General features: G+C 55.1%; 11 protein-coding genes. 7 read left to right on the forward strand and 4 right to left on the reverse strand.

All coding sequences use genetic code 11. From position 1 onward, the window contains the following. The first annotated feature begins 57 nt into the window (after nucleotides 1-57). The 3 genes from ypfJ (at nucleotide 58) to ypfH (ending at nucleotide 3718) form a co-directional block, all read left to right on the forward strand. Nucleotides 58-927: a KPN_02809 family neutral zinc metallopeptidase gene (gene ypfJ, locus ACOXYR_RS04800; protein ID WP_108473431.1), complete on the forward strand. Its 870-nt coding sequence runs from the start codon at nucleotides 58-60 to the stop codon at nucleotides 925-927. A 17-nt stretch (nucleotides 928-944) separates the two neighbouring features. Next, nucleotides 945-2945 carry a tRNA(Met) cytidine acetyltransferase TmcA gene (locus tag ACOXYR_RS04805; protein ID WP_421355752.1) on the forward strand — a complete coding sequence of 667 codons (2001 nt, stop codon included), beginning with the start codon at nucleotides 945-947 and terminating at the stop codon, nucleotides 2943-2945. 74 nt (nucleotides 2946-3019) lie between these two features. Continuing rightward, nucleotides 3020-3718, forward strand: a complete 699-nt coding sequence (gene ypfH, locus ACOXYR_RS04810; RefSeq protein WP_108473433.1) for an esterase — start codon at nucleotides 3020-3022, stop codon at nucleotides 3716-3718. 34 nt (nucleotides 3719-3752) lie between these two features. Here the strand turns inward: ypfH and ACOXYR_RS04815 are convergent, their stop codons facing one another. The 3 genes from ACOXYR_RS04815 to ACOXYR_RS04825 all read right to left on the reverse strand — a co-directional run bounded on the left by ACOXYR_RS04815 (nucleotide 3753) and on the right by ACOXYR_RS04825 (nucleotide 5587). Further along, nucleotides 3753-3956, reverse strand: coding sequence for a YpfN family protein (locus ACOXYR_RS04815; RefSeq protein ID WP_108473434.1), 204 nt, complete (start codon nucleotides 3954-3956; stop codon nucleotides 3753-3755). Nucleotides 3957-3980: 24 nt separating this feature from the next. Continuing rightward, nucleotides 3981-5108 (reverse strand): succinyl-diaminopimelate desuccinylase, encoded by a 1128-nt coding sequence (gene dapE / locus ACOXYR_RS04820; RefSeq protein ID WP_421355753.1) that lies wholly within the window; start codon nucleotides 5106-5108, stop codon nucleotides 3981-3983. Nucleotides 5109-5212: 104 nt separating this feature from the next. Beyond that, nucleotides 5213-5587 carry an ArsC family reductase gene (locus tag ACOXYR_RS04825; RefSeq protein WP_113857918.1) on the reverse strand — a complete coding sequence of 125 codons (375 nt, stop codon included), beginning with the start codon at nucleotides 5585-5587 and terminating at the stop codon, nucleotides 5213-5215. A gap of 113 nt (nucleotides 5588-5700) precedes the next feature. Here ACOXYR_RS04825 and ACOXYR_RS04830 point away from each other — a divergent pair, with 113 nt between their 5' ends. Both ACOXYR_RS04830 and ypfM read left to right on the forward strand, forming a co-directional pair. Continuing rightward, nucleotides 5701-5958 (forward strand): hypothetical protein, encoded by a 258-nt coding sequence (locus ACOXYR_RS04830; RefSeq protein ID WP_421355754.1) that lies wholly within the window; start codon nucleotides 5701-5703, stop codon nucleotides 5956-5958. Nucleotides 5959-6056: 98 nt separating this feature from the next. Further along, on the forward strand, nucleotides 6057-6116 hold the full coding sequence (gene ypfM, locus ACOXYR_RS04835; protein ID WP_001386977.1) for a protein YpfM: 60 nt from the start codon (nucleotides 6057-6059) through the stop codon (nucleotides 6114-6116). 109 nt (nucleotides 6117-6225) lie between these two features. Here the strand turns inward: ypfM and acrD are convergent, their stop codons facing one another. Continuing rightward, nucleotides 6226-9342 (reverse strand): multidrug efflux RND transporter permease AcrD, encoded by a 3117-nt coding sequence (gene acrD, locus ACOXYR_RS04840; RefSeq protein WP_407731417.1) that lies wholly within the window; start codon nucleotides 9340-9342, stop codon nucleotides 6226-6228. Between the two features lie 362 nt (nucleotides 9343-9704). On the opposite strand from acrD, the gene aegA reads away from it, so the two are divergent. After that, complete coding sequence (gene aegA / locus ACOXYR_RS04845; protein ID WP_421355755.1) at nucleotides 9705-11684, forward strand: formate-dependent uric acid utilization protein AegA; 1980 nt, start codon at nucleotides 9705-9707, stop codon at nucleotides 11682-11684. 59 nt (nucleotides 11685-11743) lie between these two features. Beyond that, a complete protein-coding gene (gene nudK / locus ACOXYR_RS04850; RefSeq protein ID WP_108473440.1) occupies nucleotides 11744-12319 on the forward strand; it encodes a GDP-mannose pyrophosphatase NudK in 576 nt (191 codons plus the stop codon). Nucleotides 12320-12330: the final 11 nt, after the last annotated feature.

The following is a 12330-nucleotide window of genomic DNA, read 5'->3' on the forward strand; positions in this document are numbered from 1 at the left end:
CTCGTCTGAACCGCCTACGATCATAACTATAATTAATAGGATAGGTTCGAGGTAGATATGCGTTGGCAAGGTCGTCGCGAAAGCGACAATGTTGAAGACAGACGAAATGATTCCGGTTCGCCGATTTCAGGCGGCGGGCGAAACATTCGTATTCCCAGCGGGAAAGGCGGCATCATTCTGTTGATTGTCGTGGTTGTCGCGGGCTATTACGGCGTCGATCTCACAGGCTTTCTGACCGGGGAACCTGTATCCCAGCAATCCTCCCAACAGCGGACCGTTAGCCCTCAGGATAACGAAGCCGCCAAATTCACCTCGGTGATACTTGCGACCACCGAAGATACCTGGACCCAGCAGTTTGAAAAAATGGGTAAAACCTATCAGGTGCCGAAACTGGTGATGTATCGCGGCGCGACGCGCACGGGCTGTGGTACCGGCCAGTCGGTCATGGGCCCCTTCTATTGCCCGGCGGACACCACGGTATATATCGATCTCTCTTTCTACGATGATATGAAAGAGAAACTGGGCGCGGATGGCGATTTTGCCCAGGGCTACGTGATTGCGCATGAAGTAGGGCACCACGTGCAAAAACTGCTGGGTATCGAACCAAAAGTCCGTCAGATGCAGCAGAATGCGTCCGAATCACAAGTCAATCAACTCTCTGTGCGTATGGAACTGCAGGCGGATTGCTTTGCGGGCGTTTGGGGCCATGCGATGCAGCAGCAGGGCGTGCTGGAGCCGGGCGATTTGGAAGAGGCGCTGAATGCGGCACAAGCCATTGGTGATGATCGTCTCCAGCAGCAGAGCCAGGGGCGCGTGGTGCCGGATAGCTTCACCCACGGCACATCACAGCAGCGTTATACCTGGCTGAAACGTGGCCTGGATAGCGGTGACCCGGCGCAGTGTAATACGTTCGGCAAAATGCTGTAAGTTGATGAATCGCAATCATGGATGAACTTTTGACCCTCGCGCCGCGCATGGCGCGGGAAGGTGTACGCCGCTTGTTGGTTATTAGCGGCGAGTCACACTGGGTACAGCAGCAGGCGCAAGCCTTTCGTGACGACGCGCAGACAGACGTACTGTGGGTGGGGCCTGAAGCGCAAGCCGAGCCGTACTGCGCGCCAGCAAAACTGGTGACGCTGCTCGGGCGTGAGTTCCAGCACGCCATCTTTGATGCCCGCCACGGTTTCGATGTTTCGGCTTTTGCCGCGCTCGCCGGTACGTTGCGTGCCGGAAGCTGGCTGGTGCTGCTGGTGCCGGAATGGGCGCGATGGCCACATCAGCCGGATGCCGATTCCCTGCGCTGGAGCGACTCGCCAGAAGCGATTGCTACGCCGCGCTTTGTTGACCATTTTTGCAGAATACTGTGCGAAAACCCTGAAGCGCTGCTGTGGCGACAGGGTGATGTATTCCCCGTTGTCAACTTTCCCTCGCGGCCACACTGGCAACGCGTCAGCGGTGAGCCGGATGCAGAGCAAGCTGCGATCCTTAACGCGCTGGCGGATAATCCCTCGGGCATTACCGCCATTACCGCCGAGCGCGGGCGGGGAAAATCGGCGCTGGCGGGGATGCATATCCGCAGCCTGAAGGGGCGAGCCATTGTGACCGCGCCGACGCGGGCCTCTGCTGACGTCATTGCTGCTTTTGCCGGCGAGCGTTTTCACTTTATGGCACCGGACGCGCTGCTGGCCTCTGCTGAAACCGCTGACTGGCTGGTGGTGGATGAAGCCGCCGCGCTCCCCGCACCACTGCTGGAACAACTCGCCTCACGATTCCCACATCTTTTACTGACCACCACCGTGCAGGGCTATGAAGGCACGGGACGGGGATTTCTGCTGAAATTCTGCGCGCATTTCCCCACGCTACGGCAATTTACGCTCAATACGCCCGTTCGCTGGGTGCAGGGCTGCCCGCTGGAAGTGGTGGTAAATGATCTGTTGATTTTTGCTGACGATAGCTTTACGGTTCCCCCGTCCGGCCCGTTAAGTTTCAGGGCGATAGAACAGGTGCAATGGCTGTCGGAACCTCAGCTCCCCACGGCGATGTACCAGCTACTTTCTGGTGCGCACTACCGCACTTCACCGCTCGATTTGCGGCGGATGATGGATGCGCCGGGGCAACACTTTATCGCTGCCGATACGCCGAATGGCCTCGCAGGCGCGCTGTGGCTGGTGGATGAAGGTGGATTGACCGCCGAATTAAGTCAGGCGGTCTGGGCGGGTTTTCGTCGACCGCGCGGTAACCTGGTGGCGCAGTCGCTCGCCGCGCATGGCGGAAGCCCGCTTGCGGCAACCTTGATTGGTCGGCGCATTAGTCGGGTGGCAGTACACCCTTTGCGCCAGCGCGAGGGTATCGGTTCTGCGCTCATCGCCCGTGCCTGTAAAAACGCCTCGGGCTGCGATTATCTCTCCGTCAGCTTTGGCTATACCGAAGCACTCTGGCAGTTCTGGCAGCGCTGTGGTTTTACCCTGGTGCGCATCGGCACGCAGCGCGAAGCCAGCAGCGGCTGTTATGCGGCGATGGCGATGTTCCCACTCACCGATGCTGGAAAATATCTGGCAGAGCATGAGCATTTGCGTTTATGCCAGCAGTGGCGCTGGCTGCAGGGGTGGGTTGATGAGAAATTGACGCTGCCGCAGGGGCCGGAGGCTATGCTTAATGATGAAGCGTGGTGGGATCTGGCGGGGTTTGCATTCGCCCATCGCCCGCTGCTGGCTACGCTGGGTAATCTGCACCTGTTGGTTTCTCTCAGCCCGTTGCCGTTGCTGGCACTGCGGCGCAGGCTGGCGCGGGAAAATGAAGCGGCGCTTTGTACGGCGTTGAATCTCCATGGGCGTAAAGCGCTGCTTGTACGTCTGCGTGAAGAGGTGGCGCAGGCGATGTGTGACCTTGACCACGAACGTACCGGGCAGCTTCGCGAACGTATAAAGCAGGTGCAATTTTTTTAACTATCTCATTCAGTTAAATGGCATGGTCATTCTTTTCGGCCAGCGTAAACTGAGCGGTAACAAAGGAGATAGCCATGAAACACGATCATTTTGTCGTTCAAAGCCCCGCTAAACCCGCGCAACAGCTGCTGCTGTTGTTCCATGGCGTGGGTGATAACCCGGTGGCAATGGGGCAAATTGGCAGTTGGTTCGCGCCGCTGTTTCCTGATGCGCTCATCGTAAGCATCGGCGGCGCAGAGCCTTGTGGCCCGGCACCGGCGCGTCAATGGTTCTCTGTGCAAGGCGTGACCGAAGAGAATCGGCAGGCACGCGTTGATGCGATTATGCCAACCTTTATCGAAATCGTTCGTTACTGGCAAAAACAGAGCGGCGTTGGCCCACTGGCAACCGCGTTAATAGGGTTCTCGCAAGGCGCGATCATGTCACTTGAAAGCATTAAAGCGGAACCCAATCTGGCATCACGCGTCATCGCCTTTAATGGTCGTTATGCGACGCTGCCTGAAGCCGCATCGACATCCACGACGGTGCATTTGATTCACGGTGGTGAAGACCGGGTTATCGATCTTGCGCATGCTGTGGCGGGTCAGGAAGCCTTACTGGCAGCAGGCGGGGATGTAACGCTCGATATCGTAGACGATCTGGGGCACGCGATTGATGAACACAGTATGCAGTTTGCGCTCGATCATCTGCGTTACACCATTCCGAAACATTACTTCGATGAAGCGTTAAGCGGCAGTACGCCGAAGAATGACGATCTCATTGAGATGCTTTAAAACAAAACGGGCCGGATTTCCGGCCCGTTTATTGTTACGGTTTTTTTGATTGATCGTGCTTCGGCCAATCGTCGTCTTCGTCCCACTTCGCGTTATTGTCGCGATGCGGAGGAAGCTCCGGCTTATTGGCGAGGAATTTCTTGTGATCGACGCGGTTGAGATCTTTAATCACGTTGATCATCACGCCAACCAGAAACACCAGTACCAGAACCCACCAGTATTTTGACAGCCAGTCCATGTGCGTTACCTCTTAAATGTGTTGTCAGGCGACAAGCTGTTCCATAATGCGCTGATACATTCGCGCCAGCAGTTGCAAATCGGCAGCGTTCACACATTCATTGATTTTATGAATAGTGGCGTTGACTGGACCCAGTTCCACCACCTGTGCGCCCATTCTGGCAATAAATCGACCATCCGATGTGCCGCCCGTCGTCAACAGTTGCGGTTTAATTTCATTATAGTGCGCAATGGCGTTGACCACCGCATCGACCAGTTTACCGCGTTCGGTCAGGAACGGCTGCCCGGAAATCCACCACTCGACGCTGTAGCGCAGCTGATGTTTTTCCAGCAGCGCAATTACGCGCGCCTTGATCATTTCATCGGTCAGTTCGGTGCTGAAACGGAAATTAAACTGCACGAACAGATCGCCCGGAATCACGTTGTTGCTCCCGGTACCAGCCTGAATATTTGCTATCTGCATGCTGGTTGGCGGGAAGAATTCGTTCCCCTGATCCCACTCAACCGCCACCAGCTCATTGAGCCACGGGGCGGCGCGGTGAACCGGGTTATCGGCCAGATGCGGGTAGGCGACGTGTCCCTGAACGCCGTGAATGGTCAGGTTGCAGGTCATCGAACCGCGACGGCCATTTTTTACAACATCGCCGACCACTGCCGTGCTGGACGGTTCGCCCACCAGGCAGTAATCCAGACGCTCGTTGCGCGCCATCAACGCATCAACGACTTTCACCGTGCCATTTGTGGCGCTGGCTTCTTCATCGGAGGTGATGAGAAACGCCAGGCGCCCCTTATGATTCGGGTTCTGCGCCACGAAACGCTCGGCGGCAACCACCATTGCGGCCAGTGAACCTTTCATATCTGCCGCGCCACGACCAAACAGCATCCCGTCACGGATGGTCGGTTCGAAGGGAGGGTTGATCCAGCGATCCGCATCGCCGGAAGGCACGACGTCCGTATGACCGGCAAAAGCCAGTGTCTCTCCCTGACCGCGCCACGCCCAGAAATTCTGCGTATCGCCAAAATCCATATGTTCAATGGTAAAACCCGCTGCGCGCAGGCGTTCAATCATTAGCGCCTGGCAGCCCGCATCATCGGGGCTAAGGGAAGGGCGGCGAATAAGCTGCTGAGCCAGCTCAATGACCGGGCAAGACATAGACTACACCTCATTGATTAACTGCTGATGTTTGCGTGTTTTCTTTATCGGTACGAAGTCAGTTTGCGTGCTCCGCACCGAGCGTGCTGTTGCTGACAGGCGGTTTATTGACCGGCTGCCGGGGCGATGTCGGCAAGCCACTGGCTGTAACGTTCATCACTAAAACCCAGCAGCATAGGCTGTGCGGGCGCGCAGAGCAATGGGCGTTTGATGATTGCTGGCATTTCGAGCATCAGCGCCGCGGCGCTATCCGCGTTATTGATACTGGCGCGAACGGATTCATCCAGTTTACGCCAGGTGGTGCCACGCGTATTGAGCAACGCTTCCCAACCCAGTTCATTTATAAAGGTGGCTAATAATTCTGCCGTTAATCCATCGGCGCGATAATCGTGAAAACGATAGGTGACCTGGTGTTCATCCAGCCAGCGACGGGCTTTTTTTATGGTGTCACAATTTTTAATTCCATACAGAGTGATCATGTATTGGCATCCTTATTTTTATCGATTAGCAGGTTTAATGAGAGAACAAATATACACGGAATACTCTTAGCAATCCGTATTATCAATTAATTCAGCAGGATTTCCAAAGGTAAGTGAATAATTTTTCACTGACGGTGCATACTATTTCTGCTGAAAGCCGGAAAGGTAAGTTATTGGCAGGAAAGATGAACATGCAAACACAGGATATTGTCGAGGGGGAATCACGCCCCGGCGCTTCCACTATGGCCGTTATAACAGCTTCTGACCGCTGTTTTTCTTCAATAAATGCGGTGCGGATAAACTATTTCAAAATGTTGCTGTGTATCACATATTTTTATATTGAGCAGGCCCATAGTTACCGCAAGAAGTAAAAGCAGTCCTGGAGGCAACAATCATAGCAATAGGGTAAACGATCTTCACAGGCCATAAAATTCCACGTAAGATAAGCATAATAATAAGAGAGGCTGTTATGATTGAACGTGAACTGGGGAACTGGAAAGATTTTATCGAAGTTATGCTTCGTAAATGATTCCAGCATTGTGAGTTAAGGGCGCGCTGTTCTTCTTCTCATTATATGTACGGATGTACAAATAAAAAGGCGACTTTCCAGTCGCCTTTTTTGTTGGCTGCAAGAACGGTTATTCCGCTTTCTCTTTCAACGGGAAACGACGTCGCACCAGTACAAAGAACAGCGGCACAAAGAAGATGGCAAGAACCGTTGCGGAAATCATTCCGCCCATCACACCTGTACCCACGGCGTGCTGTCCGCCAGAGCCGGCACCGGTGCTGGTGGCCATGGGTAGCACACCGAAGATGAATGCCAGCGAGGTCATCAGAATCGGGCGCAGACGCTGACGGCAGGCATCCAGCGTCGCCTGAAGCAGGTCTTCCCCTTCCTGGTTTCGCTCGTTAGCAAATTCGACAATCAGGATGGCGTTCTTCGCCGATAGCCCAATCACGGTCAATAGCCCCACCTGGAAGTAGACGTCATTCTCCAGTCCGCGCATCCAGGTTGCCAGCAGCGCGCCGATAACCCCCAGCGGCACCACCAGCATCACCGAGAACGGTACTGACCAGCTCTCATACAGCGCGGCCAGGCAGAGGAACACCACCAGCAGTGAGATAGCATAAAGCGCCGGAGCCTGCGCACCGGAGAGCCGTTCCTGATAGGACATCGCCGTCCATTCGAGGCCAAAGCCCGCCGGAAGCTGGCGCACCAGATTTTCCATGATATCCATTGCCGTCCCGGTACTGACGCCCGGTGCGGCTTCACCGACAATTTCCAGCGCCGAATAGCCGTTGTAACGCTCCAGACGCGGCGAACCGGTTTCCCAGCGCGACGTGGCAAAGGCGGAGAACGGCACCATCTGACCGGACTGGTTACGCACATACCACAGGTTGATATCTTCCGGCAGCATACGGTATTTCGCCGCCGACTGAACGTAGACTTTCTTCACGCGGCCACGATCCATAAAGTCGTTCACATAGCTTGAGCCCCACGCGGTTTGCAGAGTGTCGTTGATATCATCAATCGACACTCCGAGGGCCTGCGCTTTACGCTGATCGATATCAACCTGCAACTGCGGGCTATCATCAAGACCGTTGTGGCGCACGCGTGTCAGTTCCGGATTTTTTGCCGCCATTTCCAGCAACTGATCACGCGCAGACATCAACGCATCGTGGCCTGCACCCGCATGATCCTGAAGCTCCATATCAAACCCGGCAGAGCTACCCAGGCCGCTAATGGCTGGCGGACTGCTGGCAAAGACGCGGGCTTCATTAATTTTATTAAACGCTTTGGTCGCGCGCTCAATAATGGCGAATGAGGTACCGGTTTTGGCGTCGCGATCGTCCCAGTCTTTGAGACGAATAAACATACGCGCCACGTTCTGCCCATTACCGCCAGGGCCGGAACCGATGGTGGCGAAAATAGAGGTAACGTTATCTTTCTCATTGGCGAAGAAGTAATCTTCCACTTTCTGCACCACTTTCAGCGTTTGCTGTTGCGTCGCGCCGCTGGGCAACTGCACAGAGGTGGTGAACATACCGCGATCTTCCTGCGGCAGGAAGGAGGTGGGGAGACGCAGGAACAGGAACACCATGCCGCCCAGCAGCAGGACATAAATCACAATCCAACGCAGGCTACGATGCAGAATTTTTGCTACGCCCGATTCATAACGACGTGAGCTGGTATCAAAGACGCGGTTAAACCAACCGAAGAAACCTTTCTTCGTGTGCTGGGATTCGCCTTTATGAATAGGCTTGAGCAGCGTAGCGCACAGGGCGGGGGTGAGGATCATCGCCACCAGCACTGAAAGCACCATCGCCGCGACAATCGTAATCGAGAACTGACGGTAGATGGCCCCCGTGGTGCCGCCGAAAAACGCCATCGGGATGAATACCGCTGAGAGCACCATCGCAATGCCGACCAGCGCGCCCTGAATTTGCCCCATCGATTTACGCGTCGCCTGCCGAGGCGTCAGCCCTTCTTCGCTCATGATGCGTTCGACGTTCTCGACCACCACAATGGCATCATCGACCAGCAGGCCGATCGCCAGCACCATCGCGAACATGGTGAGGGTGTTGATACTGTAATCGAAGGCGTAGAGCGTGGCGAAAGTACCCATTAATACCACCGGAACGGCGATGGTGGGAATAAGCGTTGCACGGAAGTTTTGCAGGAACAGGTACATCACCAGGAACACCAGCAGAATGGCTTCCAGCAGGGTTTTTACCACATCGGTGATAGAAGCTTTAACGAACGAGGTGGTTTCGTAAGCGACTTTGTATTCCAGCCCGCGCGGAAAATACTCTTTGAGTTCATCCAGGCGCGCGATAACCCGTTCCGCCGTCGCCATTTCGTTGGCACCCGACGCGAGTTTCACCCCGAGTCCCGAGGCGGCATTGCGGTTAAAACGGCTCAGGTAGTCATATTTTTCCGCGCCCATTTCCACTTCAGCTACATCGCCAAGCGTCACCACCGAACCATTCTGGTTTACACGCAGCGTGATGTCGCGGAACTGCTGTGGCGTTTGCAGCAACGACTGCGCGTTGATGGTGGCGTTCAGCGCCTGCTTATCAACGGAAGGCGTCCCCCCCAACTGCCCGACGGCGACCTGGGCATTTTGTGAGGAAATCGCATCGGTAACGTCTTTGGTGGTGAGCTGGAAACTATTAAGTTTGGCAGGGTCCAGCCAGATACGCATGGAGTATTGCGAACCGTAGGCGTCAATATCGCCCACGCCGTTAACGCGGCTGAGCGGCTCCTGAATATTACTGGCGACGTAGTCAGCAATATCCTGCTTATCCATGCTGCCGTCCGTGGAGACGAAAGCGATGGTCAGAATGTTGGTATCACCGGTTTTACGCACCGTGACGCCCTGGGTTTGCACCGCCTGAGGCAGTTTACGCAGCGCCGATTGCAGCTGGTTTTGCACCTGCTGGACGGCTTCATCTGGATCGGTGCCCGCAAGGAAGCTGAGCGTCACGCTCGCCTGGCCGGTGGCGCTACTTTGTGATGACATGTACATCAGATTATCGAGGCCCGTCATGTTCTGTTCGATAACCTGGGTGACGGTGTTCTCCAGCGTCTGCGCGGACGCCCCCGGATAGTTCGCGGTAATGCGCACGTTCGGCGGCGCAAGATCCGGATATTGCTCAACAGGCAACGAAAAAATAGCCAGGGTTCCCGTCAGACATAACAGGATTGCCAGTACCCAGGCAAAAATGGGGCGATCGATGAAGAAATTCGCCATCAGAAGGAGACCTCGTTATACGTATTTTTAATGACGCCAATGCTCGGAACACTCTAGCCGCAAGGATCCCGGCAATCGTGGAGAAAATAAGGAGATAGTGTAAATTATCATGCCGCTTTTCTGCATAGGCAGGCATTTCGTCAAGATTATTACGGTCACGTAACAAGACGTTTTCAGTGGGGATCTTGCCATTAACTGAATGAAACGTAATTTCATTTAAGATGAAATTTTTTGATCTGCCACAGCATAGTGATAAATAGTCGTCATTCCTGGGCAAATGGACATTGCCTGATGCATCGCTCCTCGGCTAATAAATAGACCTTATAAATATAAAGCTTATATTACCCGGACAAGGGGATGCTATGAACCGTTTTATAATGGCTGACAGCCAAAAATGCATTGGCTGTCGGGCATGTGAAGTTGCCTGCGTAATGTCGCATAACCATGAACAGCATGTCTTAACGCCTGCGCGTTTTCAACCGCGCATCACTGTCTTCAAAAATCAGACGCAGCGGAGCGCGATAACCTGTCGCCACTGCGAAGATGCGCCCTGCGCGCGAAGCTGCCCGAATGGCGCTATCAGTCAACGCGATGATGCAATCCAGGTTGATCAAAGCAAATGTATTGGCTGTAAATCCTGCGCCGTGGCGTGCCCGTTTGGCACCATGCAGATTGTCCTGACGCCCGCCGCCGAGGGGCGGGTAAAAGCCAATGCGCAGAAATGTGACCTTTGCAGCGGGCGTGACGCAGGCCCGGCCTGCGTGGAAAATTGTCCGGCGGATGCGCTGGCGCTGGTGAGCCCGCAGCGTCTGGCTGACATGTCGAAAAACCGCCGCATGCAGGCGGCCTGCCGTGATGCGCAGCCGTGGCACAGCGAAAGCGCGGGTCAGAACACCGTCGCGATGAGTAAAGTGCAGCAGATGGCGCAAACGCCTGCACGGGGTGAAGCCGACAAACTGGCGATTGAGGCGCGCAAAACTGGTTTTGCGGAAATCTACCTGCCGCTCAGTGACAATCAGGCTCAGCAGGCTTCTTCACGCTGCCTGACCTGCGGCGAGCACAGTATCTGCGAATGGACTTGCCCGCTGCACAACCCTATTCCACAGTGGATTGACCGGGTGAAAGCCGGGGATATAGATGCCGCGGTGGCGCTGTCGCATCAGACTAACCCGCTGCCGGAAATTACCGGACGCGTCTGCCCACAGGACCGGCTTTGCGAGGGGGCCTGCACCGTGCGTGACGAGCATGGCGCGGTGACCATTGGCAACCTTGAGCGCTATATTACCGACCAGGCGCTGGCGAAGGGCTGGCGGCCAGAAGTAGGCCCGGTGGCGGCGAGTGGTAAACGCGTGGCGATTATCGGCGCGGGCCCTGCAGGGCTTGCCTGTGCGGATATGTTAGTGCGTCAGGGTGTGGAGCCTGTGGTATTTGACCGCCACCCGGAAATTGGTGGCCTGCTGACCTTCGGCATTCCTTCCTTCAAACTGGATAAATCGCTGCTGGCGCGCCGCCGTGAAATCTTTACCGCGATGGGTATTCGCTTTGAGCTGAACTGTGAAATCGGTAAAGACGTGGCGATGAACGATCTGCTTGAAGAGTACGATGCGGTCTTTGTCGGCGTGGGTACCTATCGCTCGATGAAAGCCAATTTAGCCAATGAAGATGCGCCGGGCGTTTATGATGCGCTGCCCTTCCTGATCGCTAACACCAAAAATGTGATGGGGCTGAACGAACTGCCGAACGAGCCGTTCATCAACACCGCCGGGTTAAATGTGGTAGTACTGGGCGGCGGCGATACGGCGATGGACTGCGTGCGAACCGCGCTGCGTCACGGTGCAGCGAAGGTCACCTGCGCTTATCGTCGTGATGAAGCCAACATGCCTGGCTCCAGAAAAGAAGTGAAAAACGCGCGGGAAGAGGGGGCGGAGTTTGAATTTAACGTTCAGCCGCTGACGCTTGAGCTGGATAAAACGGGCAAGGTGAACGGGATTCGCTTCATCCGCACCGCGATGGGCGAACCCGACAGCCAGGGACGCCGTCGTCCGGTACCGATTGAGGGCAGCGAGTTTGTCATGCCTGCCGATGCGGTGATTATGGCGTTTGGTTTCCATCCGCACAGCATGCCGTGGCTTAACGCCCAGGGCGTTGAGGTGGATGACTGGGGGCGCATTCGCGCGAACGTCGAAAGCCGCTATCGTTATCAGACGACAAATCCGAAAGTGTTTGCCGGCGGCGATGCGGTGCGCGGAGCGGATCTGGTGGTAACCGCGATGGCAGAGGGCCGCCATGCTGCGCAAGGGATTATCGACTGGTTAGGTGTGAAAACGCACGGCGTACATTAACGACAAAACGGGCGCCACGGCGTAGTATGGTTCGCTTCGAATCGCGTTGTGGAGCCCGTATGTCATTTAAGATTGAACTGATTAAAGATAAAGTCCTCTCCGATAACTACTTTGTTCTGCGCAATATTACCTACGATTTAACCCGCAAAAATGGCGAGGTTATCCGGCATAAACGCGAAGTGTATGACCGGGGTAACGGTGCCACCATTCTGCTCTATAACCCGCGCAAAAAGAATGTGGTGCTGGTGCGCCAGTTTCGTGTCGCCACCTGGGTCAACGGTAATGCTGATGGCCGATTAATCGAAACCTGTGCAGGCCTGTTGGATGACGATGAGCCGGAAGTGTGCATTCGCAAAGAGGCGATAGAAGAGACGGGCTATCAGGTCAGTGAGGTGCGTAAAGTATTCCAGCTCTACATGTCACCAGGCGGCGTCACGGAAATCGCTCATTTCTTCATTGGTGAATATGATGACAATCAACGGCGCAGTGCGGGCGGCGGCGTTGACGATGAAGATATTGAAGTACTGGAAATCCCGTTCCTTGAGGCGCTGGCGATGGTAACGCGAGGTGAAATTTGCGATGGTAAGACGGTGATCTTGTTACAGTATTTGCAATCTTCAGGGTTAATGGATTGATTTATATAAAG

This window comes from Pseudocitrobacter faecalis, from assembly GCF_965231525.1.
In the GTDB taxonomy this organism is placed as follows: domain Bacteria; phylum Pseudomonadota; class Gammaproteobacteria; order Enterobacterales; family Enterobacteriaceae; genus Pseudocitrobacter; species Pseudocitrobacter faecalis.

Coding starts and splice junctions, on each gene's coding strand:
- ypfJ (WP_108473431.1), top strand. CDS start 58: ATGCGTTGGCAAGGTCGTCGCGAAAGCGACAATGTTGAAGACAGACGA.
- ACOXYR_RS04805 (WP_421355752.1), top strand. CDS start 945: ATGGATGAACTTTTGACCCTCGCGCCGCGCATGGCGCGGGAAGGTGTA.
- ypfH (WP_108473433.1), top strand. CDS start 3,020: ATGAAACACGATCATTTTGTCGTTCAAAGCCCCGCTAAACCCGCGCAA.
- ACOXYR_RS04815 (WP_108473434.1), bottom strand. CDS start 3,956: ATGGACTGGCTGTCAAAATACTGGTGGGTTCTGGTACTGGTGTTTCTG.
- dapE (WP_421355753.1), bottom strand. CDS start 5,108: ATGTCTTGCCCGGTCATTGAGCTGGCTCAGCAGCTTATTCGCCGCCCT.
- ACOXYR_RS04825 (WP_113857918.1), bottom strand. CDS start 5,587: ATGATCACTCTGTATGGAATTAAAAATTGTGACACCATAAAAAAAGCC.
- acrD (WP_407731417.1), bottom strand. CDS start 9,342: ATGGCGAATTTCTTCATCGATCGCCCCATTTTTGCCTGGGTACTGGCA.
- aegA (WP_421355755.1), top strand. CDS start 9,705: ATGAACCGTTTTATAATGGCTGACAGCCAAAAATGCATTGGCTGTCGG.
- nudK (WP_108473440.1), top strand. CDS start 11,744: ATGTCATTTAAGATTGAACTGATTAAAGATAAAGTCCTCTCCGATAAC.